Genomic DNA, 26124 nt, shown 5'->3' on the forward strand with positions numbered 1-26124 from the left:
GGTGGGGGTGGTGCAGAAGGCACCTCTGAGCCTTATCCGGCACCACCCCCACCCCCTGACCCCTCCCCACAAGGGGGAGGGGAGGGCGCTCGATCCTTTGAAGGACAGTCCCGCCCAGACCCGCGGAACAAGAGGAGAGGCACACGTGCCTCAACCCACATCATCCAGAGCGGGGTCCGATCGCACGGCGCTCGGGGCCCGCTCTCGGTTTTCGCGTACCCCCCATCCCGGCCTCATCGAGGAGACCGACCATGTCCGCAACGGTCGCTGAGGCAGCGCCGGTCGCCGCGGCCCAGCCCTTCCGCCTGACCTCGTGGCAGGCCTGGGGGCTGATCCTGATCGCGCCCTACCTGCTGATCTTCACTTTCTTCGTCATCTACCCGATCGGCTACGGGTTGTGGCTGGCGCGCAGCCCCGCGAGCTACGTGCATCTGGCGGAAGACCCGATCTTCGCCCGCGCCGTCGTCAACACGCTGATCTTCCTGATCGTCGGCATCAACGTGAAGATGGCGATCGCGCTGCTGCTGTCGGGCTTCTTCACCAACGAGCGGAAGTGGATCCGCTGGCTGTCGGTGCTGTTCATCCTGCCCTGGGCGGTGCCGTCGATCCCCACCATCCTGTCGGTGCGGTTCATGCTGAACCCCGAATGGGGCGTGGTGAACCAGCTGATCTTCCGCTTCACCGGCGACGACGGCCCGAACTGGCTCAACGACCCGTCGCTGGCCCTCACGCTCGCCATCGGCGTCCATATCTGGAAGTCGCTGCCGTTCTGGACGCTGATCCTGCTCGCCGGGCGGCTCGCCATCTCGGCCGACCTCTACGAGGCGGCCTCGGTCGACGGCGCCACCAAGTGGCAGAAGTTTTTGCACGTCACCTGGCCGTCGATGCGAACGCTCTACGTGACCTGCACCATCCTGTCGATGATCTGGACGCTGGGCGACTTCAACTCGGTCTACCTGCTCACCGGCGGCGGTCCCGCCGACCTCACCCACGTGCTCGCGACGCTCGGCATCCGGTATCTGCGCCTCGATCAGGTCGACCACTCGATGGCGGCGGTGGTCTGCGCGATGCCGTTCGTGCTGCCGCTGGTCTACGTGCTGATGAAGAGGCTCTCGAAATGAGCACGACCCTGACAGCCCGCGCGACGCCGTCCGCCGAGGAGCGCTCCGCCGCCCGCACCAACTGGCTGCGCGCGGCCGGCACGGAGGCGAAGCTCCTCCTCATCGGCATCCCGGTCCTGCTCTGGACCGTGATCCCGATCTACCACCTCGTCCTGTTCGCGATCTCGCCGAAGCAGGACGCGATGTCGGGGGCGCTGTTTCCGGCCCACCCGACCCTGCAGAATTTCAAGATCGTCTTCGGGCAGCAGCATTACTTCCTGTCGAACTTCTGGCAGCAATTCTGGAACTCGGCGGTCATCGCCTTCGCGACCGGCGTGCTGACGCTGTTGGTGGCCACCGCGGCGGCCTTCGCGATCAGCCGCCTGAAGGTGAAGGGCGGCCGGACCGTGATGAACATGGCGCTCTTCACCTACTTCATCCCGGCCGCGTTCCTGGCCGTGCCGATGTACAAGACGATGGGAGCGTACGGGCTGCTGAACAGCAAGTGGGCACTGATCCTCGCGATGGTGACGATCGCCAGCCCCTACGCGATCTGGGTGCTGAAGCAGGCCTCCGACAAGCTGCCGGTGGAGCTGGACGAAGCCGCGATCATGGACGGCGCCTCGCCGCCCCAGCTCTTCCGCTTCGTCTACCTGCCGCTGATGGTCCCGTCGCTGGTCGCGATCGGCGTCTACGCGCTGCTGCTCGCCTGGAACGAGTACCTTTTCGCCTTCCTGCTCCTCTCCCGCGACACCGACGTGACCCTGCCGGTGGCCCTGGGCAGCTTCCTGGCGGCGGATGACTCGCCGTGGGAGCTGCTGATGACCACCGGGTTGATCTACGCGATGCCGCCGGCCGCGATCTATTATGTGTTCAAGCGGTATATGGTGGGTGGGTTGACGGCGGGGGCGGTGAAGAGCTGACGGAACGAGCGGTTCAGCAATCTGACATTTGCGGCCGATAGCGAACGTTAGCGTTCGCTATCGGTCTCTTCTATGGCTCAACTACCGCAGCTAATCATGCTTGCCGGAGCAAAAATTCCTATAAATATCGATTATAGGCGCTTTCTCGCACGGTTATATAGATTCACGACGCTACGTCGCGCTCCTGAATGTTTCAATCCTAGACCACGACGGAAAAGCTCGGGTACCTCGTAAGGCGACTTTTCTCCAAATATGATGCCGTGGCGCACGAGTGAGCTGACCTCAGTTGGTGTAAGTCCTAGCTGCGCAATTACTCCATCTGTGAGCGGAACAGACAATTCGTCAGCCTGCGATTTGAATTTATCAAACGCCGTCTTGAGCTCAGCTATCTCTTCTTCCGTTTCTGATACCTTGACACTGCTTGTTGGCTCAACGGCTGTTCTTAGAGATCTGGGAGTGAGGAGCCTGCTGGTGTAGAGGTCAAGCTCCTCCTTGTCCGGCTCGATTTTTGCCGCGCTTGCTAATAAACGGACGAGATCGCGCGGTACAAGGCGACCACGCAGATCAGAGAGAACCGCGATCACCCATGTTGCTGTGTATGCCTCTCTAGTCCTACGTCCAGGTTGATCGTCAGGCCCCAATTTGCTTCCCCAAAGCGGTTCAAGCAGCGTGGCGCGCTCTGCGGCAGGGCGTTCACGAAATCCGTTTGACCAGAGGCCCGGAAGCGCGTTCGATTGGTCTGCTAGCCATGCTGCTAACTCAAGTACGTCCTCTTCAGTCCAGTTGAGGGCAAATGGCGCATACTCCCTGCGAAATTGATCGAGATTTTGTTTGACAGCTGCTTCTACCGTATCGCGGCGTACAAGAGTAAGAATTCCAATCGGTCTACGCGGTTCAGAACGCAGTTTTTGAGGCAAAGAAATTAGCAGCGCTCTCATAGCAGGCTCTACGCCCGCATCCGCTACCGAGCTATATAATTCTTCAAGACCTTCGAATATGGCGATGACGGATTTTTCTTGTCTCCTAAGCTCGCTGAAAAATTCTTCGCCGGCACCTGTAGATCGAGGTCTAAAACCTATGCTCCAAGCGATTATATCTAGCCATATGGAAACCCACTGATTTTCTGTTAAGTTTGAACTAATTCTATCTTTTATGAATGTTGTTGTGTCGTATATGCTGAGTGGCTCGGATAAACCAAGCGCACCGCTGTTAAGACGCCTAGCATCGTCGGCTTCGCGTTGAAATATTTCACTTGATTGAACTGAGGCCGTGACAGGTATTAAATGCGCTGCAACAGCATCTCTAGCTCCAATCAAATCTTGAACAACCAAATTCCAATTATATTTAGATACAATATAACGAGCGGCCAAGGTTTTTCCTGTTCCCTTCGCTCCCTCCGCAATAGCGATCGGCACCTCAGATTTGTATCGAGACGACAGCGCACTAAGCGGCTGCGTGACCAGCGGGCGGGGTACTTTTCCCTGGACGTTTTCAGCTGCTATAAGCTGGTTGGCAAATGACTCAAGCAACTGACGTCGGTTACTCGGTGAAGATTCCGGAGATGCTATAGGCGTGGTATCCTTTCTTTTAAAAGAAAGCTCTGTAGTTAAAAATTCATGGAGACTCTCTGAGAGTGCGCGCGAGAATCCGCTATTTTGCAATTGCTCGACGAAATCGCGCCAATTGCCTGTGGGAACTTGCATATCAGCTAATTCAGGAACGTTGGCTTGAATGTATGGCTGAATTTCTGGTACGGCTGTGTAGATGTCCTGGGATGACGTTACCTCATCAGTGCCAACCACTAGAGTATCGACCAAGCCTGCAATAAGTGGTTCGGTGATTTTTTTATCCATGCCGGTTTGCCGAAAAACGAGCGGCACACGATTCACAACGAGCAGTGGTCGGCGAGGGGTGGCGCCTGCCCGCCGGAACTCACGCGCAAGGAATGCTGAAAAATCCGTCGTAGCGCGAACTGATTGTTCGGCCAAGCTGGTAACGATGATTGGCGATACATCTGGATCCATAGCTAAATTTACGCCAAGCGGAACTAGTCCGGCTCTCACGTCTACGACTATGCCGACCGCCCCAAGTTTTTCACCCACATGAGATAGTAGATCGGCCATCGCAAAAGGGCGCTCTGGCGTCGATAAATGTTCTGGTTTGACTGATGAGCTTGCTAGCTCGTCGATGTCGCGCCGCAACGGCAAGACATAAATATTTCCAGTTAGCAGATGATCGCGCAAGCGCTCTGCGACGAATGTCGTTGTTGCAGGGGCTCCGTCTGTTCCTTCGGAATGTGCAAGGGTAATCAAATCCTCCAAAGAGATTTTCGGTCTTCCGGCAAAAGCTTCAAAAAGATAGCTGATTCCAGGGGCTTCAAGGTCAGCATCAACAAGTAGTATTGGGCCGTTGGCCGCTTCCGCCCAATGCAGTGCAAAGGCGACGGCTGTGGTTGTCCGACCAGTGCCACCCTTCACACTGAGAGCCGCTGCAATAGGCACAGCGCGCCTGTTGGGCTTTAACGCGGGGCGCCGAAAGTCGATCCACCCATCGACAACACCAAACGGTTGCCGTGGGGCTAACGAGACAGTGCCTACTTCTATTTCGATTTCTAGTTCAGAGGCCACAGCTCCGCTGTCTAACGCTATTCGAAGTGGGTTCTTATGTATGCGCGATGGGAAAAGTTCTTCGAGAGCAGTTGCGATGATATCCTCTGCTACGACTGCATCAGTCTGAATCAGAACTCCAAACCACCCGACGCGCGCGGAGACGACCTCTGGAGGAAATGGAGAGGATCCTGGTTCGACGCGCGCGAGACTTCTTGCGACATCGAGCCAAGTCATCAGAGATTGATCAGATATGGTCATCTATTTTTCCTGCACCAATCAATCAGTGACGCGAGCCAATCATAAATCGTATTTGCGTCTTTAACTTTCTCACCATACCGCCATGCTTCATGCAGCACGAGAGGATGGCCTGATAAGCCGGAACGCGCGATCACGATTGGCGGGGCGGGTCGGATGCTCACGCGGGAAATGTTCAGCGCGATCATCAGGTTGACTATATTATGAGAAAAACTGCGGGCTGACTGCGCGTTCGCCCGCTCGTCATCAGTGGATCTTAGATTATTTCTTAGCATATATATAGATTTGAGGCCACATTCAACTGCGTAAAAAAGTAACAGCGCAGCAGAATCTTCTTTGTGCGGTCTTTCTCTTTCGGCGGAGTTAAATAACTCTTCCGAGCGGCGGCGAAGAGTGAGGGCAGGCGGATTGATCATGGTGCGTTGGAAATCCTCCCAGCGCGAATTTTACGAAAAAATCCCGATTGTCAATCGTTGTTTCGAGCTATGGCCTTCTCGGGACGACACCCGAGAAGGCCAAATTATGCAATTTAATAACAATTAAAATAAAACTCTGCACATTTGATGCTTGATTCAGGAAGTAATCGACATTAAAAAAATTCGTACGCCATTTCTCAATTGCTAGAATTATTGCATACTGTCATGGATATCGCGATTTTTCGTCTGTGCGCAGTTTCTTTATCGTTGCACAAATAACTAAGCCACCGCAGCCACACCCCCCGGCATCAACCGCCCTTCCTCCACCGCATGACACGCCACCCCATCCCGAAACACCGGCACCTCCGCCTTGCACCGGTCATTCGCGAACGGGCAGCGCGGGTGGAAGGTGCAGCCTGACGGCGGGTTGATCGGGTTGGGTATCTCGCCCTGCACCGGCACCCGCTGCCTCCCGACATGCGCAAGATCCGGGACCGCATCGAGGAGCATGCGGGTGTAGGGGTGCTTCGGGGCGGTGAAGAGCTCGCGGCCGCCGCCGATCTCGACGATGCGGCCGAGATACATCACGCCGATGCGGTTCGCCATGTGGCGCACCACGGCGAGGTTGTGGCTGATGAACAGGTAGGTCAGGCCGAGCCGGTCCTGGAGGTCGCGCATCAGGTTCAGGATCTGGGCCTGGACCGAGACGTCGAGGGCCGAGGTCGGCTCGTCGGCGACCAGGAACTCGGCCTCGGAGGCGAGCGCCCGCGCGATGGCGATGCGCTGGCGCTGGCCGCCCGAGAAGGCGTGGGGGTAGCGCTTGCCGTCGTCGGGGTGCAGGCCGACCAGGGTTAGGAGCTCGCCGACCCTACCTTGAATCTCGCGCTCGCCGTTGAGGATCCCGAAGGCGCGGATCGGCTCGGAGACGATCCGGTCGACCCGCCAGCGCGGGTTCATCGAGGCGTAGGGGTCCTGGAAGATCATCTGGATGCGCCGGCGCAGCTGGCGCCGCTCGGCGGCTTGGCGCGGGTCGGTCATCGAGATGCCGGCGATCGAGACCTCGCCGTCGGAGGGCGGCATCAGGCCGACCACCATGCGGGCGACCGTCGACTTGCCGGAGCCGGATTCGCCGACGATCGCCAGGGTCTCGCCCTTGGCGACCGAGAACGAGACGTGGTCGACGGCGCGTAAGTATTGGCGCGGCTGGCGCTCGATCACCCGGTTGAGCCAGGGGCGCGAGACGTCGAACAGGCGGCGCAGGTCGCGGACCTGCACGTAGTCGGGCTGGGGAGCGATCACGGGATTCAAGGCAATATGGGGCTTCATGCGGCGGCCTGTCCGGTCGCGTCGTAGAGGTGGCAGGCGACCCGGTGCGAGCCGACCGTCAGGGGCTCGGGCCGGTCGACCGTGCAGCGGGCGAACACCTTCGGGCAGCGCGGGTTGAAAGCGCAGCCGGGCGGGATCGCCGAGAGCCGCGGCATCGCGCCGGGGATCTGGGCGAGGCGGTCGGCCTCGTGCGACAGGCTCGGAATCGCCCCCATCAGGCCCTTGGCGTAGGGGTGGAGCGGATCGCCCACCACCGCCGCCACCGGGCCGATCTCGGCGACGCGGCCGGCATACATCACCGCCACCCGGTCGGCGGCCTCGGCGATCACCCCCATGTCGTGGGTGATCAGCATCACGGCGGTGCCGTGGTCGCGCCCGAGGCGCTTCAGGAGCGTGATGATCTGGGCCTGGACCGAGACGTCGAGGGCCGTGGTCGGCTCATCCGCAATGATCAGCTCCGGCTCGGCAGCGAGCGCGAGCGCGATGACGACGCGCTGGCGCATGCCGCCGGAGAATTCGTGCGGGAAGCCGTCGATGCGCCGCTCCGGCGCCGGGATGCCGACCTCGGCCAGCAGGTCGATCGCCCGCTGGCGGGCGGCCTTGGCGGAGAGATCGGTATGGGTGCGGATCGTCTCCTCGATCTGCCTTCCGACCCGGTAGAGCGGGTTGAGGCTGGTCAGCGGGTCCTGGAAGATCATGCCGATGCGCTTGCCGCGGACCTTGCGCATCGCTTCCGGGGGGAGGTTGTCGATGCGCTCGCCGTTCAGGCGAATCTCGCCGCCGGCGATGCGGCCGGGCGGGTCGATCAGGCCGATCACCGCCGAGCCGGTCACCGACTTGCCGGCGCCGGACTCGCCGACGACGCCGAGCACCTCGCCGCGGTTGATCTCGAAGGAGACGCCGTCGAGCGCGGTCAGCACGCCGCGGCGGGTGGCGAACTCGACCCGCAGGTCGCGCACCGAGAGGACGGGTTGGGACATGGGGGAACCGGGGGTCATTGCAGCTTGGGGTTCAGGGCGTCGCGCAGCCAGTCGCCCAGCAGGTTGATCGCCAGCACCAGGCCGGCGAGCGCCAGGCCCGGAAAGGCGACGATCCACCACTCGCCCGAGAACAGGAAGCGGTTGCCGGTGCGGATCAGCGTGCCGAGGGAGGGCATCGTCTCCGGCAGGCCGGTGCCGAGGAAGGACAGGGTCGCCTCGGTGATGATGGCGAGCGCCAGGTTGATGGTGGCGATGACGAAGACCGGGCCGGTGACGTTCGGCAGGATGTGGCGGGTGAGGATCACCGGCGCCGACAGGCCGATGAGCCGGCCGGCCTGGACGTAGTCCTTGTTCTTCTCGACCAGCACCGAGCCGCGCACCGTGCGGGCGTACTGGACCCAGAACGACAGGCCGATCGCCACGACGATCAGCGCGATCTGCGCATCCGCCTCCATGTGGCCGCCGGCCACCGCCTTGGCGACGCCGTCGACGATGAGCGCGATCAGGATCGCCGGGAAGGTCAGCTGCACGTCGGCGACGCGCATGATGATCGTGTCGACGAAGCCGCCGGCATAGCCGGCGATCAGCCCGAGGCCGATGCCGATAAAGCCCGACAGGAGCACGCCGAGCACGCCGACGAGGAGCGACAGGCGCATGCCGTAGAACACCGCCGAGAGCACGTCGCGGCCCTGGTCGTCGGTGCCGATCAGGAACGGCGCCTGGCCGTCGGCGTACCAGAGCGGCGGCAGGCTGGCGTTCATCAGCTCGAGCTGCGCCGGGTCGTAGGGATTCTGCGGCGAGATGACGGGGGCCAGCAGCGCCAGGGCGACGAACAAAACCGTCGCCACGAAGGCCGCGATGGCGAGCTTCGAGCGCTTGAAGTTGGCGAAGAGATCCGAATCGAGGAAGCGCGCGAGGCGCGACGGTGGCGCTGCGGCGGGAAGGGCGGGGGAGGCCATGGGCTCTAAACAATCCTCACGTCGCCCGCCGCACCGAGAGGCGCAGGCGCGGATCGACGATGGTGTAGAGGAGATCGACCACGAGGTTGATCGTCACGAAGATGAGGGCGACCAGCAGCAGGTAGGCGGCCATGATCGGCACGTCGACGTTCTGCACCGCCTGCACGAAGAGCAGGCCCATGCCCGGCCACTGGAACACCGTCTCGGTGATGATCGAGAAGGCGATGATCGAGCCGAGCTGGAGGCCGGCGACGGTGATGACCGGGACGAGCGTGTTCTTCAGCGCGTGGCCGAAATGGATCGAGCGGGTGGTGAGGCCCCGGGCGCGGGCGAAGCGGATGTAGTCGGTGCGCAGGACCTCCAGCATCTCGGCCCGGACGAGGCGCATGATCAGCGTCATCTGGAACAGCCCGAGGGTGATCGAGGGCAGGATCAGGGCCTTCCAGCCGGAGACGGTCAGGAAGCCGGTGGTCCACCAGCCGATCCGCACCGTGTCGCCGCGCCCGTAGGACGGCAGCCAGCCGAGCGTCACCGAGAACAGGAAGATGAGCAGGATGCCGATCAGGAAGGTCGGCAGCGAGACGCCGACGAGCGAGATGGCCTGGACGAGCTTCGCGCCGACGCTGTCGCGGTGGAGCGCCGAGTACACCCCCATCAGGATGCCGGCGGTGAGCGCGAACAGGGTGGCGCAGAGCGCGAGTTCGAGCGTCGCGGGCATCCGCTCGGCGAGCAGCGTCGAGACCGGCTGGCGGAACTGGTACGAGTTGCCGAACTGGCCGCGCACGGCGTTGCCGGCATAGCGGGCGAACTGCACCAGCACCGGATCGTCGAGGCCGAGGCTCTGGCGGATCTGCAGCCGCTCGGCATAGGGCGTATCGGGTGCCACGAGCTGGTTCACCGGATCGCCGGCGAAGCGGAACATCGCGAAGGCGATCAGCCCGACCGCCAGCAGCACCCCGACGGATTGCAGCAGGCGGCGGAGAATGAAGGCGAGCATGAGGGGTTTTCTTGTGTTCTCGTGTGGTCCGAGACCGCGTCACGGGCTCTGTTTGGGAAAAAAAGAGCGCTTTCCCCTCCCCCTTGTGGGGAGGGGTCAGGGGTGGGGGTGGTGCAGGAGGCACCGCTGAGACTTCTCCGGCACCACCCCCACCCCTAGCCCCTCCCCACAACTTGCAGCGATACCGGGCAAGCCCGGGATCGCCTGGGGAGGGGAAGTGCTCGCATTTGAAAGAGTTCAGTCAGGCCTCACGGCTCCTTCGACACCCAGTACAGCATCATCTGGTTGTCGGCACGCGGCACTAGCTTCACCTTCTTCGACACGCCCCAGGCCAGCGCCTGCTGATGCAGCGGGATGTAGCCCCAATCGTTCATGACGATCTCGTAGGCCTGCTTGATCATCAGGTTGCGGGCCTCCTGGTCGGTCTCGCGCTCGATCTTGTCGGCGAGCGCGTCGACCTTCGGGTTGCAGTAGTTCCCGAGGTTGGTGGTGCCGCGCGGCGAGGACTTGTCGTTGCGGCAGCCGGCGATCTCGTACAGGATGTTGTGCGAGTCCATCGACGACGGCGTCCACCCCAGCATGTAGAACGAGGTATCGAAGGCGGGCTTGAGGATCTTGGCGAAGTACTTCGCCTTGGGCTGGGCGATCAGGTTCACCTTGACGCCGACGCGGGCGAGCATCGAGGTCACGGCCTGGCAGATCGCCTCGTCGTTGACGTAGCGGTCGTTCGGGCAGTCGAGCGGCACCTCGAAGCCGTTCGGGTAGCCGGCTTCCGCCAAGAGCGCCTTGGCCTTGTTCGGGTCGTAGGCCGGGCGCTTGAACTCGCCGGCGAGGGGGAAGAGCGGCGGGGCGATCAGGAGCGCGGCCGGCGTCGCCTGGCCGCGCATCACGCGCTTGACGATCGCGTCCTCGTCGATCGCCCGGAAGAACGCCTCGCGCACCCGCACGTCCTTGAACGGGTTCTTGCCCTTCACGTTGGAGCCGCGCAGCTCGTCGCTGGTCTGGTCCATGCCGAGATAGATCGTGCGCAGCTCGGGCGCGTTCACCACGACCGCGTTGGCGCTGGAACTGACGCGGCTCTGGTCCTGGAGCGGGACCGGATCGACCCAGTCGACCTCGCCCGAGAGGAGGGCGGCGACGCGGGTGGCGTCGTTGCTGATCGTGGTGAAGACCGCCTCGTCGATGTTCGAGTCGACCTTGCCCCAGTAGCCGTCGAACTTCTTGAACACCGTGCGCACGCCGGGCTGGTGCTCGGTGATGGTGAACGGGCCGGTGCCGTTCTCGTGCAAAGCCGCGTAGCTCGGGGTCGAGGCCGAGACCGGGGTGGGCTTGAGGGCGTCGTGCTTCTCGGCCCAGGCCTTCGACATGATGTACCAGCCGCCGAACTGGTACAGGGCGATCGGGTTGGGGTTCTTCAGCACCATGTCGACGGTGTGGTCGTCCACCTTCACGAAGGTGGCGTCCGCCGGCACGTTGGTCTGGAAGTTCGAGCCCGGCGCCCGCACGCGCTCGGCGGAGAAGATCACGTCGTCGGCGGTGAAGGGCGAGCCGTCGTGGAACTTGACGTTCTTGCGTAAGCGGAAGCGGTAGCGGGTCGGCTCCGGGGTCTCCCAGGACTCGGCGAGGCCCGGGACCAGCTTCAGGTCCTTGTCGCGGGTGACGAGCGATTCGTAGACCGCGCCGTGGGCCGCGATCGTGAACGTCTCTTTCAGGGTGTACGGGTCGAGGGACTTGAGGTCGCCCTGGAAGGCGAACCGGAAGGTGTTGGCGGCCGAGGCCGGCGCGGCACCGGCGATCGCCACGAGGGCGGTGGCGGCGGCGAGGCAGGCCAGCAGCGGACGAAACTTCACAGGCGACATCGACGAGGACACTCCGCGGGGGCAAAAAGGGCGGTCAAGCGCGTTAGAGCATCTTCCGGCGCCGCAGGCGACGCCGAATTGATGAAAAATGATGCATCATACCGGCCCATCCCGCCAGGAGGCCGGATGGGTGTGGAACGATCGCGCAGCACTAACAAGTCCCGGGCCAACAGGCACTCGGGCACGTCCCCGGCCATGCGCCCGGTGCCGGGGCCGCGACATTCACGAGCCGCACAAGGGAGTTGACCGCGCAACGGTCTGCCTGTTGCATCCAGCGCGTCAGTTCCCGCCCCACCATGAGCGTATTGTCACATGCCCGTCATCAACCGCGTTGCCGCCCTCGCCGACGAGATCACGGCCTGGCGCCGCGACTTCCACCAGCATCCCGAGCTGCTGTTCGCCCTCGACCGCACCTCCGGCCTGGTGGCCGAGCGGCTGCGGGCCTTCGGCTGCGACGAGGTGGTGACGGGGCTCGGCAAGACCGGCGTCGTCGCCGTCATCCGCGGCCGCAATTCCGGCTCGGGCAAGGTGATTGGCCTGCGGGCCGACATGGACGCCCTGCCGATCGAGGAGACGAGCGGCGTTCCCCACAGCTCGACGGTGCCGGGCAAGATGCACGCCTGCGGGCATGACGGCCACACCGCGATGCTGCTCGGCGCCGCCAAGTACCTCGCCGAGACCCGCAACTTCGACGGCACGGCGGTGATGATCTTCCAGCCGGCGGAAGAGGGCGGCGGCGGCGCCGACGTGATGCTGAAGGACGGCCTGATGGAGCGCTTCGGCATCCAGGAGGTCTACGGCCTGCACAACAAGCCCGGCATGCCGCTCGGCAGCTTCGCGATCCGCCCCGGCGCGATCATGGCGGCGGCCGACCGGGTCACCATCACGGTCCGCGGCAAGGGCGGCCACGCGGCGGCCCCGCACGACTGCATCGATCCGGTGCTGGTCGCCTCCCACATCGTCACCGCCCTGCAGTCGATCGTCTCGCGCACCGTCGATCCGGTGTCCTCGGCGGTGATCTCGATCACGCAGGTGAAGGCGGGCGACGCCTTCAACGTGATCCCGGAGGTCGCGGTGCTCAACGGCACGGTGCGCACCCTGTCCGAGAGCGTCCGCGACCTGTGCGAGGCGCGCATCGGCCACGTGGCCGCGACCATCGCCGCCGCCTTCGGCGCCACGGCAACCACCGATTACGGCCGCGGCTACCCGGTGACCGCCAACGATCCGGAGAAGACGAGCTTCATGGCCGACGTCGCCGCGGAGGTCTCGGGCGAGGGCGCGGTGGAGCGCGCGGTCCAGCCGATGATGGGCGCGGAGGATTTCTCCTACATGCTGAACGCGCGCCCCGGCGCCTACATCTTCCTCGGCACCGGCCCCGGCGCCGGCCTGCACCACCCGGCCTACGACTTCAACGACCAGGCGACGCCCTACGGCGTCTCGCTGTTCGCCCGGATGATCGAGCGGGCGATGCCGGCGGCCTGACGGGGGGGCGGCCCGGCGCCGACGCGGCGCCGGGCCACGTCCCTCACACCTCGAACGTCACGCCCTGCGCCAGCGGCAGGGTCTTGCCGTAGTTGATGGTGTTGGTGGCGCGCCGCATGTAGGCCTTCCAGGAATCCGAGCCCGCCTCGCGGCCGCCGCCGGTCTCCTTCTCGCCCCCGAAGGCGCCGCCGATCTCGGCACCCGAGGGGCCGATATTGACGTTGGCGATGCCGCAATCGGAGCCGGACGCCGACAGGAAGGTCTCGGCCTCGGACAGGTCCCTGGTGAAGATCGACGAGGACAGGCCGGCCGCGACCGCGTTCTGGGCCTGGATCGCCTGCTCGAGGTCGCCGTAGCGCGTCACGTACAGGATCGGCGCGAAGGTCTCGCGGCGCATCGGGCCGGCCTGCTCGGGCATCTCGACGAGCGCCGGGCGGACATAGGCCGCGCCGTCGCCGCGGATGTCGCGCAGGCGCTCGCCGCCATGCACGGTGCCGCCGATGGCCCGGGCCTCGTCGAGGGCGCGCGCCATGGCGTCGGCGGCGGCGACGTCGATCAGCGGGCCGATCAGGGTGGCGGGGTCGCGCGGATCGCCGATCCGCACCGAGCCGTAGGCCGCCTTCAGGCGCGGCACGAGCGCGTCGTAGACGCTGTCGTGGACGAACAGGCGCCGCAGGGTGGTGCAGCGCTGGCCGGCGGTGCCCATCGCCGCGAAGGCGATGGCGCGAAGTGCGAGATCGAGGTCGGCGGAGGGGGCGACGATGGCGGCGTTGTTGCCGCCGAGCTCGAGGATCGCCCGGGCGAAGCGGGCGGCGAGCTTCGGCGCCACCTGCCGGCCCATCGCGGTCGAGCCGGTGGCGGAGATCAGCGCGACGCGCTCGTCCTCGACCAGCCGCTCGCCGAGCTCCCGGCCGCCGATCATGAGGCCGAGCAGGCCGTCCGGCGCGTCCGATCCGAAGCGCTTCACCGCCCTCATGGCGAGCGCGTGGACGGCGAGCGCGGTGAGCGGGGTCTTCTCCGACGGCTTCCAGATCACCGGATCGCCGCAGACCAGCGCGAGGCCTGCGTTCCACGCCCACACCGCGACGGGGAAGTTGAACGCCGTGATGACGCCGCATACGCCCAGCGGATGCCAGACCTCCATCATGCGGTGGTCCGGCCGCTCGGTGGCGATGGTGAGGCCGTGCAATTGCCGCGACAGGCCGACGGCGAAGTCGCAGATGTCGATCATCTCCTGGACCTCGCCGAGGCCCTCCGAGAGGATCTTGCCGGCTTCCAGCGTCACGAGCCGGCCGAGATCGTCCTTGTGGGCGCGCAGCTCCTCTCCGAGCAGCCGTACCAGCTCGCCGCGGCGCGGACCCGGCACCCGGCGCCAGGCGAGGAAGGCTCGCGCGGCCGCTGCTGCCGCCGCCTCGGCCTCGTCGGGCGTCGTCTGGCGCAAGTGCGCCACCACGCCGCCATCGACCGGCGAGCGCGCCGGGAGCCCGCCCTCCGCGAAGGCCGAGGCCGGGACGCCGAGGCGCTCCAGCACCGCCAGGGTGTCGTCGCGGACGGACAGGGTCGGGGCCATGGCAGGGATCTCCGCGTCTGACGAAGCACGGCCCGCCTCGGGGGAGGCGGGCCGGGTAGGGTTCGCGATCTTACGGGATTCGCTCCCGTTTCACAGCAGGAGCGCGGTCACGCCGCCTTCTGCTTCGGCTGGATCAGCTTGCGGTTGACCAGCACCTCGGCGATCTGGACCGTGTTGAGGGCCGCGCCCTTGCGCAGGTTGTCCGACACGCACCAGAACGACAGGCCGTTCTCGACCGTGATGTCCTCGCGGATGCGCGAGATGTAGGTCGCGTCCTCGCCCGCCGCCTCGTGGGGCGTGATGTAGCCGCCGGGCTCGCGCTTGTCGTCGACCAGGATGCCGGGCGCCGAGCGCAGGATCTGGGTCGCTTCCTCGGCCGAGAGCGGGCGCTCGAACTCGACGTTCACCGCCTCGGAGTGGCCGATGAACACCGGCACGCGCACGCAGGTCGCCGTCAGCTTGATCTTGGGGTCGAGCATCTTCTTCGTCTCGGCCACCATCTTCCACTCTTCCTTGGTGGAGCCGTCCTCCATGAAGACGTCGATGTGCGGGATGACGTTGAAGGCGATGCGCTTGGTGAACTTCTGCATCTTGACCTCGCCGGCGGTGAACACCGCGCGGGTCTGGTTGAACAGCTCGTCCATTCCTTCCTTGCCGGCGCCGGAGACCGACTGGTAGGTGGCGACGACGACGCGCTTGATGGTGGCGGCCTCGTGCAGGGGCTTCAGGGCCACGACGAGCTGCGCGGTCGAGCAATTCGGGTTGGCGATGATGTTCTTCTTGGTGAAGCCCACGACGGCGTCGGCATTCACCTCGGGCACGATCAAGGGCACGTCGGAATCGTAGCGGAAGGCCGACGAGTTATCGATGACGACGCAGCCCTGCTGGCCGATGCGGGGCGACCACTCCTTCGAGGTCTCGCCGCCGGCCGACATCAGGCAGATGTCGGTGTCGGAGAAGTCGTACTGGTCGAGGGCCTGAACCTTCAGGGTCTTGTCGCCGAAGGAGACTTCCTGCCCGAGGCTGCGGCGCGAGGCGAGCGCCACCACGGTGTCGGCCGGGAAGGCGCGCTCGGCCAGGATGTCGAGCATCTCGCGGCCCACATTGCCGGTGGCTCCGACGACGGCAACCTTGTAACCCATCTCAATCGCTCCAGTTCGGATGACTTCCTCCCCGGACGATCTCAGGCGGGCTCCCGAGGAGCCCGGCCTCCGCCCGCCACGGACGGGGAGGGATCCGAGGACGACGCGAGGCTTCAGCCGGCGGCGGTCATCGCCGTCGTGGCTTTGCGTTTCGTCGTGGTCGACACAGGCCGCATGGCGCGGTCAGTCCTCGGACATGGCGACACCCGAGATGGGGTGCGCGAGCGCGGGAAGCAACAGCCCGAACGCGACGATCTGTCAAGGGCCGGAACCGGTCGCCGGCAACAGATCTCGCCTTCCGTCACATGTTAGAGTCTCGTTGACTCTGCTTCCGGCCAGCCGGGGACAAGTCCGGCCGGGTCAAGGAAATCGCTAGAATGCGATGCGATTCCGGGTGGGCGACCCACGCAACCGGAGGAGCGATCCCGTGCGGCAGAGGCCGGACTTCGACGACGCCGCCCTGGCGCGGGCGGGCGAAGCACTTGCGCAGGACATTCTCGTGCAGGACATCGGTCCCGTCGCGCCGCTGCTGCCGCGGCCGCTCCCGCGCGCCGTGCCGCCCTCGTCCTGGCGCCGGCGCGTCGCCGGCCGGACGATCGGCGCCGCGGCGGTGATCGCGCTCCTCAGCGTGCTCGCCAGCGAGCGGCGACAGGCGGATCCGCCGATCGCCCGCGAGGCCGCCTTCGTGCCGCGCTACGCCGCCCCCGCGGTGGCGCCGCCGGCGTGGCGCGAGGCCGCTCCCGACCGCTACCGCCTCGGCGAGGCGACGGGCAGCGCCCGGATCCAGCCCGACCTGCGCGAGGACACGCTGACCGCCGGCGCCTTCGCGGTGCAGGAGGCGCCGTTCCTGCGCCTCGTCGCCGCCGAGACGGCGGAGCCGGACGGGGAGGGGAGCCTGTTCGTCACCCTGGCCCGCCGCGCCGCGGAGGCCGGCGGCCTCTCGGTGGCGCGCACCAGCGAGCGCGGCCAGGTCGCGACGCGGTTCGGGGCGCTCGACACCGTCGACGCGGTGCTCGCCGATGCGGACGGCCGCCGATCCTGCACCGCGTTCCGCCTCAGGGCGGCGCTGCAGGTCGAGGGCTGGCTGTGCGCGCCGCTGGGGCAGTTGCCCGAGCCGCAGGCCGTGGCCTGCGCGGTCGAGCGCCTCGGCGCCCTGCCGGGAGCGTCCCTGTCCCCGCCGATCGCCGAGATGCTGGCCCGGCCGCGCTCGGCCGCCTGCCCGCCGGAGGAGCCCGCCACCACCGCGGCCCTGCCGGCGCCGCGCAGGGCGGTTCGCAAGAATGCGGCGAGAGTGCGGCATTCGCGACCAGCTTCGCCGTGAGCGGGAACCTCGGCCGCGCTCGCACGTCTCTTTCCACAACGGCGTCGTTTCTTAACGAGTGCGGCGCTACCCTGGCGACGTTCATCAAAGGTGCGTCATGCGCTTCCAGACTCTCGCCCTGACCGGGCTCCTCTCCCTCGCGACCCTGGGCGCCGGCACCGCTGCCTCGCAGGCACAGGACAGCTACGTCATCCGCAGCTACAAGGACGGCCAGGGCCTCGCGATCCGCGTCCGGCCGCGCAGCTGGCTCGATGCCGGCAACGTGGTCGAGGCCAATTCGGGCGCGACCGGCAACCCGGCCACCAACCCGCACTTCATCGCCGCGTCCTACCTGAACTCGCCGCCCTACATCGCCAACCGCGAGCGTTTCGGCGGCGCCGGCATCCTGCCCGACCCGATCACCAACGGCCCGTTCATCGGCGCCCGCCGCAGCGCCGTGACGGTCGACCTCTCGGCGATCGACTACCTCGACCCGACCTCGCCGCTGTCGCGGGCGCGCTACGGCTACTGAGCGGACGAGAATCGGCTGGACGTGCGACGGGCCCCGACAGGGGCCCGTTTCGTTTGTGGCAGCCGTCCGGGAAGGGGGAGGGAGCCGGAGGACCTACCGCTCCTCCGCCTTCACCCACTTGATCACCCGCGGCGGCTCGTAGGCCCGGATCCGCGCGACGAGATCCGCCGGCTCGGTGCCGACGATCAGCATCGCCCGGTGCGGCTCGCGCACGAAGCCCTCCCGGACGACGGAATCGAGGAAGCCGAGCAGCCCGTCGTAGAAGCCGCCGGCGTTGAGCACGGCCAGGGGCTTCCTGTGGTAGCCGAGCTGGGCCCAGGTCCAGACCTCGAACATCTCCTCGAAGGTGCCCAGTCCCCCGGGCAGCGCCACGAAACCGTCGGCGAGGTCGGCCATCAAGGCCTTGCGCTCGTGCATCGAGGCGACGACGCGAAGCTCCGTCAGCCCGAGATGCGCGGTCTCCTTCTCGACGAGGCTTTGCGGGATGATGCCGGTCACCCGGCCGCCGGCGGCGAGCACACCGTCGGCGACCGCGCCCATCAGCCCGACCTTGCCGCCGCCATAGACCAGCTCGATCCCGTCTTGAGCGAAGTGGCGCCCGAGCGCGGTCGCCGCCTCACGGTAGAGCGGACGGGCCCCGTCGCTGGAGCCGCAGAAGACGCACAGGCGCATGGGTCACCTCCCTTTCGCTCGCAAGCCGGAATCGTCCTGGACGTCGTCCCACCCACGACCTCAGGATGAGGTTGCGGGTGGGAATGTCCGCGTGACGGCCGACCGGCCCTCAGCCCGCTCGCGCCTGCAGCTCGCGCACGATGGCGTCGCCCATCTCGGTGGTGCCGACCGCGTTGGTGCCCGGCCCGGCGATGTCGCGGGTACGGGTGCCGGCAGCGAGCGTGCGGGTGATGGCACTCTCGAGCTGGTCGGCGGCCTCCAGCAGGCCGAAGGAGTAGCGCAAGGCCATCGCCAGCGAGCCGATCATGGCGATCGGGTTGGCGAGGTTCTGGCCGGCGATGTCGGGGGCCGAGCCGTGGACGGGCTCGTAGAGGGCGCGCCGGGTGCCGTTCTCGACCGCGCCCAGCGAGGCCGAGGGCAGCATCCCGAGGGAGCCGGTCAGCATCGCGGCCACGTCCGACAGGATGTCGCCGAACAGGTTGTCGGTGACGAGGACGTCGTACTGCTTGGGGTTGCGCACCAGCTGCATGGCGCAGTTGTCGGCCAGCACGTGCTCGAGCCCGACATCGGAATACTGCTCGGCGTGGAGCCGGGTGACGGTCTCCTTCCACAGCACGCCGGTCTTCATGACGTTGTGCTTCTCGGCCGAGGCGACCTTGTTGCGGCGCTTGCGGGCGAGGTCGAAGGCGACCGCGGCGATGCGCTCGATCTCGCCGGTGGTGTAGATCTGCGTGTCGATCGCGCGCTTCTGGCCGTCCTCCAGCGTCACGATCTCCTTCGGCTCGCCGAAATAGACGCCGCCGGTGAGCTCGCGCACGATGACGATGTCGAGGCCCTCGACCAGCTCGCGCTTGAGCGCCGAGGCCTCGGCGAGCGCCGGGTAGCAGATCGCCGGGCGGAGGTTCGCGAACAGGCCGAGGTCCTTGCGCAGGCGCAGCAAACCCGCCTCGGGGCGCTTGGCGTAACCGACGCCGGCCCATTTCGGCCCGCCGACGGCGCCGAACAGCACCGCGTCGGCGGCCTTGGCGCGGTCCATCGCGGCTTCCGAGAGCGGGACGCCGTGAGCGTCGATGGCCGCACCCCCGACGAGGTCGGTCTCGGTCTCGAACTGCGCGATGCCGGCGCGGGTGAACCAGGCCAGGACCTTGGAGACTTCCGCCGCCACCTCGGGGCCGATGCCGTCGCCGGGCAGGAGCAGGATCTTGTGCGTGGCCATGGTCGTGACTTTCTAAGAAGAGCGAGGACGGAGGGCCGGACCCTGAACAAGATTTTCAGGATTTTACATGATTTCGCCTAATCCGATCCAATGTCCGTAGAGCGCGGGATCCCCTCTCCCGAGTGGGAGAGGGGTAGGGGTGAGGGTGCTACGGTCCTGAGTCAGGCTCAGATCGTGGTGATGGCAGCTCGACGCTTTGTGCTGGACCCAAAACCGTAGCACCCTCACCCCCGGCCCCTCTCCCACACCTTGCAGCGATACCGGGCAAGCCCGGCATCGCCTGGAGAGGGGAGGTGCGCTATACTTTTATCGGACAGAGCAAGCTGGATTCATATTACGACTTGCGGGCGACGGTGAAGCGGGCGGCCTCGCACAGGGTCGCGGCGGCCGCGCCCCAGGGCTTGAGCGCGGCTTCGCACTCGCCCACCAGGCGCTCGCACTCGGCGCGCGCGCCGTCGAGGCCGAGGCGGTCGACGAGGGTGGCCTTGCCGGCGTCCTTGTCCTTGCCGGTGCGCTTGCCCATCGCCTCGGACGACGCCTCGCGGTCGAGGATGTCGTCGGCGACCTGGAACGCCTGGCCGAGCGCGCGGCCATAAGACAGGAGCGCGCGGCGCTCCTCGGCCGAGGCGCCGCCGACCAGCGCCCCGGCATCGACCGAAAAGGCCAGGATCGCGCCGGTCTTCATCGCCTGGAGCTGGAGCGTGGCATCCACGTCGAGGTTGGCCGGGCCGAAGCGCCCCTCCGCCCCGAGGTCGAGGAGCTGGCCGCCGACCATGCCGCCGAGGCCCGACGCGCGAGCGAGGCCGAGCACCAGCTCGGAGCGGACCAGCGAGTCGGCCTGCCAGGCCGGATCGGCGACGATCTCGAAGGCGAGGGTCTGGAGGGCGTCGCCGACCAGGATCGCGGTCGCCTCGTCGTACTTCTTGTGCACGGTCGGCTGGCCGCGGCGCAGGTCGTCGTCATCCATCGCCGGCAGGTCGTCGTGGACGAGCGAGTAGCAGTGGACCAGCTCGACGCCGGCGCCGGCGGCCATCGCGCCCTCGAACGGGCCGCCGAGCATCCGGGCGGTCTCGATGGCGAGGAACGGGCGCAGGCGCTTGCCGCCGTTGAGCACGGCGTGGCGCATCGCCTCCATCAGCCGGGGCGGCCGGGCGATCTCGCCGGCCTGCACCGCGTCGCCGAGGCGCTCGGCGAGGAAGCCTTCGACGCTCTTCGCCACGGCCGAGAGCCGCGCCGTGAAATCGCCTGCCTGCGGGTATCCTGTGGTGCCGGCCATCGTATTTTCCTGGGGACGGCCCGCGGTCATGTCCTGCGGGGCCCGCGTTGACGTCATGGTGGCCTCGTATCGACGGTCACGCCGAGAGGAGGGTCGAATTCAGGAACCGCGGGTCACGGCGGAGCGCCGGGAGGGCGTGCCGCAGCCGCTGCGGGGCTTGGTCCCGGCGGGGGCGCCACCGGCCCGGGCCCGGGGTCGGCGGCTGGTGCGCGCCGTGCTCCTGGTGCCCGTGATCGTGGTCGCCCTCGTCCTGGTCCTGGCGCTCGTCTATCGCGCGCTGACCCCGCCCTCAACCCTGATGCTCGGCCGCTGGGCCACGCTCCAGCCGGTGACCCGGGAGGCGGTGCCGCTGGAGGCGATCGCCCCGGCCCTGGTCCAGGGTGTCGTGGCGTCGGAGGACCAGCGCTTCTGCCTGCATGGCGGCGTCGACTGGGACGCCCTGTGGAGCGTCGTCGACGACGAGGACGGCCCGAGCCGCGGCGCCTCGACGGTGACGATGCAGACGGTGAAGAACGTCTTCCTGTGGCCGGGCCGCTCCTACCTGCGGAAAGCCCTCGAGATCCCGCTGGCGCTGATGGTCGACACGGTCTGGGGCAAGCGCCGGACGATGGAGATCTACCTCAACGTCGCCGAATGGGGCGAGGGGATCTTCGGGGCCGAGGCCGCCGCCCGGCACTGGTTCGGCAAGTCGGCCCGCGACCTCACCCGGGGCGAGGCGGCGCTGCTGGTGGCCGCCCTGCCGAACCCGTTCCTGCGCAACCCGCGCCGGCCCTCCCGCGCCATGCGGGCGCTCGCCGGGCGGATCCAGGGGCGGACGAGCGGGATCGGGGGATTGAGCCAGTGCGTGCGGCCGTGAGCCGGCGAACGTTCGGCGGGCTCGCGACTTTCCCTGGAGGCCGCCCGGAACGGGGCTGGCGCGGCGGCCTTTCCCCCCGTAACACCGGCCCCGCCCGCCCGCCCTTTGCGGCGCGGCCCTTACAAGGGAAGCACGATGTTCACTCTCGAGATCGACGGCACGGCCGTCGCCATCATCCGGTCGAACGAGGAGCGGGCCCGGGAGCTTCTCGAGGTCGAGGGCTTCAAGGACGACCTGCGCACCATGAAGAGCGACGGCCGCCCGCTGTGGACGGGCAAGCCGGAGTCGCTGAAGCTGCGCCCCGCCACCGAGGACGAGGTCGAGACCTTCGAGGACTCGATGGACGAGGAGGATTTCGAGGACGAGGACGAGCCCCAGGCCGCCAACGACAGCCAGGGCCAGGGCGAGACCGACGACGAGGACGAGGAGGACGACGTCGACATCCTGTTCCTGGTCGACATCGACGACGAGGACGAGGCGTAAGACGCCTCGCGCGGCCGGCCTCGCGCCGGCCGCACCGCCCCGCGGTGGCGATCAGGTCGCGCGCCGCAGGATCCCGATCGCTTCGAGGCCGACCCGCAGGTCGGCTTCGAACCGCTGGTAGGAGGGCAGCCTCGCCAAGCGCCGCAGGTCGACCTCCTCGGCAATCTGATCGAACAGCCCCTCGGGACCTGGTGTGCGGCGCCCCTTGCGACCGCCGAACAGCGCGCGGACGGCGTCGTTCAGCGCCCGCTTGGGATCTTCGACGGACTCGGCCCGTTCCGGGTGCCACGACAGGGCGAGCCGCTCGGGCCAGGCCGAGAAGCCGAAAACCCGGGCTACCGCGTCGTGATCCGCCAGCATCCAGGCTTCCGTCTCGCGCACCGGGATCAACGGGACGATCCGGGCTTCCGGCATCGCGCAGGCATCGCGGGCACGTGCCCGGACCTGCCCGACGAGCCGGGCTTCGATCTGGTCGGCCAGCGACCGCGATGCATCGGCATGAATCACGAACAGGTCGACGCCCTGCCGGTCCCGGCAGATGATGTCCGCGCGCTCGGCGTTGGGTTTTTCGGTGTAGGCGAGGATGTCTTCCTGCAACTCGACCGCCGTGACCGCCTCCGCCTGCACGATGCCGAGCAGAGTGCGGTAGACGATCCTCGGTAGGAAACGTCTGTCGGTCGATCCCTCCGAGAACAGGCCGACTACGAGCCAGGTCATGCGACGAGCCACATCATAGGGTGCGCTCGTCACCGCTCTGGACGATGCGGTCGACGTCCGACCGGGTCAGCCGGTGCTCGCGGTCGCCGAGGGGCAGTTCGTCCACCACGAGGCCGGCGCGCATGCGCGTGCGGCGCGTAACGACCTTGAGCTCCGGATCGACCCGGGAGACCACGTCGACGACGACGATCTCCTCGTCCTCCGTCTCTCGTAGCACGACGAGGGAATGGGTGTTGAGGATCACTTGGAACAGGCGCTCGTCTTCGTCGGAGGCCGTCCGCATGGAGGTGCAGGCACCGCGCAGAACTGCGATCAGGCGGGCGAGGCGGGTGTAGTGGAGGCCGTTCTCCGGTTCCTCGAACAGCAGCACGCTGCGGCGTCGCGGATCGTAGAGGTAGGTCAAGAGGGCCAGCATCCGCAGCGTGCCGTCGGAGAGCACGCGGGAACTGAACTCCTCGCCGTCCTGCGTCGTCAGGAGGAAGCGGTAGCGGCCATAGGCCTCGTCGCGCTCGACCCGGAGGTCCTTCACGCCCGGGATCAGGGCCGACAGGGCGGAGCGGATCAGCCCGACATCGCCGCGAGGGCGCTCGGGCGTCCGCGTCTCCGCCTCGATGCGGGCGAGCACCTTCGCGAGGTTCGAGCCGTCTGGCAGGAGATCGTCCGGTGCGAGGGCATCGCTCGGCTCACGTTCGGCCGAGACTTCGAGCTGCAGGAAGGTCATGCCTTCCAGTTCCTGCCGCAGGGCGAAGAGGTGAGGGAACTCGGTGGCCGTCGTGATCTTGGACAGCACCGTCGCGGTGGCGCGGCCCTTGCGCACCGGGAACGGGCGCGGCAGCCCCTGCCGGCCGTCTTGGTTGACCTGGAAGACCTCATCCAGGGTTTCGAGGAACGGGCTTCGTGCTCTGCCGCTGCCGTAACGGGCCCGCGTCTTGGCGAAATCCTGGGCGATAGGAGAGCGCCGGGCCCAGGCATCGTCGGTCCGGCGGATCGCCGCCGCCTGCTCGCGGCGGACGTAGAGCCGCTCCAGGCCGCCCGGCTCGTCGGTGCGCCGCTCGATCTCCAGTTCGTAGCGCAGGCGGGTATGGGCGAGGGGCTTGCGCTGTCCGAAGGCGTCCTCGATTTCCGGATCGAGCAGCACCTCGACGGCGAACCGCATCGCGTCGGCGGTCGTGCCGTCTGCGCGGCGGCGGAACATCTCGCTCGGGTCGCCGCGCATGGTCCGGACCGCCTCGGGCAGGTCCAGGGCGGCGAGGCGGGAGAGCAGCCGGAGCGCGTCGAAGAAGTTGGACTTCCCCGATGCGTTCGGGCCGGCCATCACCGTGAAGGGTTGCAGGTCGAGGGTCAGGCCCTCGAAGCTCTTGAAGCCGTCGATCTCGACCCGCGTCAGCATCCGAGGCCGCTCAGGCGCCGAGCTTGCGCTTGCGCTGGCCGAGCGTCCGCAGCCGGAGCGCGTTGAGCTTGATGAAGCCCGCCGCGTCGCGGTGGTCGTAGGCGACGGCGCCCTCCTCGAAGGTGACGAGGTCCTGGTCGTAGAGCGAGTTCGGGCTCTCGCGGCCGATGACGTGGACGCCGCCCTTGTAGAGCTTCAGCCGCACCGTGCCGGTGACCATCTCCTGGCTCTTGTCGATCAGGGCCTGGAGCATCTCGCGCTCCGGCGAGAACCAGAAGCCGTTGTAGATCAGCTCGGCGTAGCGCGGCATCAGCTCGTCCTTGAGATGGGCCGCGCCGCGGTCGAGGGTGATCGACTCGATCGCCCGGTGGGCCGGCAGCAGGATGGTGCCGCCGGGGGTCTCGTACATGCCGCGGCTCTTCATGCCGACGAAGCGGTTCTCGACGAGGTCGAGGCGGCCGATGCCGTTGGCGCGTCCCAGCTCGTTGAGCTTGGCCAGCAGCGTCGCCGGGGACAACCTCTCGCCGTCGATCGAGACCGCGTCGCCGCGCTCGAAGCCGATGGTGATGACGGTGGCTACGTCGGGCGCCTCCTCGGGGGAGAGGGTGCGCGAGTAGACGTAGTCCGGCACGACCTCGGCCGGATCCTCCAGCACCTTGCCCTCCGAGGAGGCGTGCAGGAGGTTCGCGTCGACCGAGAACGGCGCCTCGCCGCGCTTGTCCTTGGCGATCGGGATCTGGTGGGCTTCAGCAAACGCCAGCAGCGACTCGCGGGAGCGGAAGTCCCACTCGCGCCAGGGGGCGATCACCGTCACGTCGGGCTTGAGCGCGTAGTAGCCGAGCTCGAACCGGACCTGGTCGTTGCCCTTGCCGGTGGCGCCGTGGGACACGGCATCCGCCCCGACCCGCTCGGCGATCTCGATCTGCTTCTTGGCGATCAGCGGCCGGGCGATCGAGGTGCCGAGGAGATAGATGCCCTCGTACTGGGCGTTGGCCCGGAACATCGGGAAGACGTAGTCGCGGACGAACTCCTCGCGCAGGTCCTCGATGAAGATGTTCTCGGGCTTGATGCCGAGCAGCTCCGCCTTGGCGCGGGCCGGCTCCAGCTCCTCGCCCTGGCCGAGATCGGCGGTGAACGTCACCACCTCGCAGCCGTAGGTGGTCTGGAGCCACTTGAGGATGATCGAGGTGTCGAGGCCGCCCGAGTAGGCGAGCACGACCTTCTTCACGCGCTTCTGGGGCTGGTCGGACATGCGGGGCGGGCCTCGGAGAATGGGGAAGGGATGAACCGCCGCGGGCTTACCAGCCCGGCCCGGCCGCGTGCAACCGCGCTCCTACGGTTCCATCGCCCTCCCGTGGCGAAGCGACGCCCGGGGCGGCGCTTGTGGCCGGGGCCGGCGGACGCGAAGGTGCGGGATCGGTCCAACGGAGGGGTGCGATGCCACGCCGGCCTACGCTCGAATTCTGGTTCGAGTTCGCATCCACCTATTCCTACCTCGCCGCGACGCGGATCGAGGCGCTCGCCGAGGCGGCCGGGGTCACCTTGCGCTGGCGCCCGTTCCTGCTCGGGCCGGTCTTCGCCGCGCAGGGGTGGACCTCCTCGCCGTTCAACCTCTACCCGGCCAAGGGCCGGCACATGTGGCGCGACCTCGCCCGCGAGGCCGCCCGCCTCGGCCTGCCGCCGGTGGTGCGCCCCGAGAGCTTCCCCCAGAACAGCCTGGCGGCGACCCGGGTCGCGGTGCTCGGCGCCGAGGAGCCGTGGATCGGCGCCTATGTCCGGGCGGTCTACGCGGCCGAATTCGCGCGCGGCCACTCGATCGCCGAGCCCGCGGCGATCTCGGGCATCCTCAACGGGCTCGACCTCGACGGCCCGGCGCTGATCCGCGCCGCGACCCAGGAGCCGGTGAAGAGCCGCCTGCGCTCGATCGGCGAGGAGGCGAAGTCCCGCGGCCTGTTCGGCGCCCCGAGCTTCCTGACCGAGGACGGCGAGCTGTTCTGGGGCAACGACCGGCTGGAGCAGGCGCTCGCCTGGGCGGTGGGCGAGCGGCCGGCGGGGATGCGCTGA

The 26124-nt window shown here is 67.0% G+C and carries 23 protein-coding genes; 8 read left to right on the plus strand and 15 right to left on the minus strand.

Annotation, left to right across the window (positions count from 1 at the left end; all coding sequences use genetic code 11):
* The first annotated feature begins 251 nt into the window (after window positions 1-251).
* Both A5481_RS10075 and A5481_RS10080 read left to right on the plus strand, forming a co-directional pair.
* Entirely contained in the window at window positions 252-1121 is an 870-nt protein-coding gene (locus A5481_RS10075; RefSeq protein ID WP_064503921.1) for a carbohydrate ABC transporter permease, read from the plus strand.
* A complete protein-coding gene (locus A5481_RS10080) occupies window positions 1118-2023 on the plus strand; it encodes a carbohydrate ABC transporter permease (protein ID WP_082984914.1) in 906 nt (301 codons plus the stop codon). The genes A5481_RS10075 and A5481_RS10080 overlap by 4 nt, the downstream gene beginning before the upstream one ends.
* Window positions 2024-2154: 131 nt before the next feature.
* Here A5481_RS10080 and A5481_RS33400 read toward each other — a convergent pair whose 3' ends face one another.
* From A5481_RS33400 to A5481_RS10105, 7 genes are all read right to left on the minus strand, one after another.
* Window positions 2155-4890: a KGGVGR-motif variant AAA ATPase gene (locus A5481_RS33400; RefSeq protein ID WP_156655617.1), complete on the minus strand. Its 2736-nt coding sequence runs from the start codon at window positions 4888-4890 to the stop codon at window positions 2155-2157.
* Window positions 4887-5303 carry a hypothetical protein gene (locus tag A5481_RS33405; protein WP_156655618.1) on the minus strand — a complete coding sequence of 139 codons (417 nt, stop codon included), beginning with the start codon at window positions 5301-5303 and terminating at the stop codon, window positions 4887-4889. The genes A5481_RS33400 and A5481_RS33405 overlap by 4 nt, the downstream gene beginning before the upstream one ends.
* A 279-nt stretch (window positions 5304-5582) precedes the next feature.
* Window positions 5583-6629 carry an ABC transporter ATP-binding protein gene (locus tag A5481_RS10085; RefSeq protein WP_064503922.1) on the minus strand — a complete coding sequence of 349 codons (1047 nt, stop codon included), beginning with the start codon at window positions 6627-6629 and terminating at the stop codon, window positions 5583-5585.
* Window positions 6626-7609 (minus strand): ABC transporter ATP-binding protein, encoded by a 984-nt coding sequence (locus A5481_RS10090; protein WP_064503923.1) that lies wholly within the window; start codon window positions 7607-7609, stop codon window positions 6626-6628. The genes A5481_RS10085 and A5481_RS10090 overlap by 4 nt, the downstream gene beginning before the upstream one ends.
* Before the next feature lie 14 nt (window positions 7610-7623).
* Window positions 7624-8568, minus strand: coding sequence for an ABC transporter permease (locus A5481_RS10095; protein ID WP_064503924.1), 945 nt, complete (start codon window positions 8566-8568; stop codon window positions 7624-7626).
* A gap of 16 nt (window positions 8569-8584) precedes the next feature.
* On the minus strand, window positions 8585-9565 hold the full coding sequence (locus tag A5481_RS10100; RefSeq protein ID WP_064503925.1) for an ABC transporter permease: 981 nt from the start codon (window positions 9563-9565) through the stop codon (window positions 8585-8587).
* A 248-nt stretch (window positions 9566-9813) separates the two neighbouring features.
* Complete coding sequence (locus A5481_RS10105; RefSeq protein ID WP_048434804.1) at window positions 9814-11424, minus strand: ABC transporter substrate-binding protein; 1611 nt, start codon at window positions 11422-11424, stop codon at window positions 9814-9816.
* Window positions 11425-11736: 312 nt separating this feature from the next.
* Between A5481_RS10105 and A5481_RS10110 the strand changes: the two genes are divergently transcribed.
* Window positions 11737-12906 (plus strand): M20 aminoacylase family protein, encoded by a 1170-nt coding sequence (locus tag A5481_RS10110; RefSeq protein WP_048434805.1) that lies wholly within the window; start codon window positions 11737-11739, stop codon window positions 12904-12906.
* Window positions 12907-12949: 43 nt separating this feature from the next.
* Here the strand turns inward: A5481_RS10110 and amaB are convergent, their stop codons facing one another.
* Together amaB and A5481_RS10120 are read right to left on the minus strand one after the other, a co-directional pair.
* Window positions 12950-14476, minus strand: a complete 1527-nt coding sequence (gene amaB / locus A5481_RS10115; protein ID WP_048434806.1) for an L-piperidine-6-carboxylate dehydrogenase — start codon at window positions 14474-14476, stop codon at window positions 12950-12952.
* A 107-nt stretch (window positions 14477-14583) separates the two neighbouring features.
* Window positions 14584-15618, minus strand: a complete 1035-nt coding sequence (locus A5481_RS10120) for an aspartate-semialdehyde dehydrogenase (RefSeq protein ID WP_048434807.1) — start codon at window positions 15616-15618, stop codon at window positions 14584-14586.
* A gap of 427 nt (window positions 15619-16045) precedes the next feature.
* Between A5481_RS10120 and A5481_RS10125 the strand changes: the two genes are divergently transcribed.
* Window positions 16046-16939 (plus strand): hypothetical protein, encoded by an 894-nt coding sequence (locus tag A5481_RS10125; protein ID WP_048434808.1) that lies wholly within the window; start codon window positions 16046-16048, stop codon window positions 16937-16939.
* A 97-nt stretch (window positions 16940-17036) separates the two neighbouring features.
* Window positions 17037-17450, plus strand: coding sequence for a hypothetical protein (locus A5481_RS10130; protein WP_048434809.1), 414 nt, complete (start codon window positions 17037-17039; stop codon window positions 17448-17450).
* 93 nt (window positions 17451-17543) lie between these two features.
* On the opposite strand, the gene A5481_RS10135 is transcribed toward A5481_RS10130, so the two are convergent.
* The 3 genes from A5481_RS10135 to A5481_RS10145 all read right to left on the minus strand — a co-directional run bounded on the left by A5481_RS10135 (window position 17544) and on the right by A5481_RS10145 (window position 20614).
* The gene (locus A5481_RS10135; RefSeq protein WP_048434810.1) at window positions 17544-18122 is read right to left on the minus strand and encodes an LOG family protein; all 579 of its coding nucleotides are present in this window, start codon (window positions 18120-18122) and stop codon (window positions 17544-17546) included.
* A 109-nt stretch (window positions 18123-18231) separates the two neighbouring features.
* Window positions 18232-19338: a 3-isopropylmalate dehydrogenase gene (gene leuB, locus A5481_RS10140; protein ID WP_048434811.1), complete on the minus strand. Its 1107-nt coding sequence runs from the start codon at window positions 19336-19338 to the stop codon at window positions 18232-18234.
* 334 nt (window positions 19339-19672) lie between these two features.
* Window positions 19673-20614, minus strand: coding sequence for a polyprenyl synthetase family protein (locus A5481_RS10145; protein WP_048434812.1), 942 nt, complete (start codon window positions 20612-20614; stop codon window positions 19673-19675).
* A gap of 55 nt (window positions 20615-20669) precedes the next feature.
* On the opposite strand from A5481_RS10145, the gene mtgA reads away from it, so the two are divergent.
* Window positions 20670-21470, plus strand: a complete 801-nt coding sequence (gene mtgA, locus A5481_RS10150; RefSeq protein WP_082984915.1) for a monofunctional biosynthetic peptidoglycan transglycosylase — start codon at window positions 20670-20672, stop codon at window positions 21468-21470.
* Between the two features lie 135 nt (window positions 21471-21605).
* Entirely contained in the window at window positions 21606-21953 is a 348-nt protein-coding gene (locus A5481_RS10155; protein ID WP_064503926.1) for a hypothetical protein, read from the plus strand.
* Window positions 21954-22004: 51 nt separating this feature from the next.
* On the opposite strand, the gene A5481_RS10160 is transcribed toward A5481_RS10155, so the two are convergent.
* Genes A5481_RS10160 through A5481_RS10170 form a run of 3 tightly spaced genes read right to left on the minus strand, consistent with a single transcriptional unit; the run spans window position 22005 to window position 25312 of the window.
* Complete coding sequence (locus A5481_RS10160; protein WP_064503927.1) at window positions 22005-22670, minus strand: DUF4276 family protein; 666 nt, start codon at window positions 22668-22670, stop codon at window positions 22005-22007.
* Between the two features lie 13 nt (window positions 22671-22683).
* Window positions 22684-24060, minus strand: coding sequence for an AAA family ATPase (locus A5481_RS10165; RefSeq protein WP_048436182.1), 1377 nt, complete (start codon window positions 24058-24060; stop codon window positions 22684-22686).
* A gap of 10 nt (window positions 24061-24070) precedes the next feature.
* Window positions 24071-25312, minus strand: coding sequence for an argininosuccinate synthase (locus A5481_RS10170; RefSeq protein WP_048436181.1), 1242 nt, complete (start codon window positions 25310-25312; stop codon window positions 24071-24073).
* Window positions 25313-25497: 185 nt separating this feature from the next.
* On the opposite strand from A5481_RS10170, the gene A5481_RS10175 reads away from it, so the two are divergent.
* The gene (locus A5481_RS10175; protein WP_048436180.1) at window positions 25498-26124 is read left to right on the plus strand and encodes a 2-hydroxychromene-2-carboxylate isomerase; all 627 of its coding nucleotides are present in this window, start codon (window positions 25498-25500) and stop codon (window positions 26122-26124) included.

Origin of the sequence: Methylobacterium platani (assembly GCF_001653715.1) — a bacterium.
Lineage (GTDB): Bacteria > Pseudomonadota > Alphaproteobacteria > Rhizobiales > Beijerinckiaceae > Methylobacterium > Methylobacterium platani.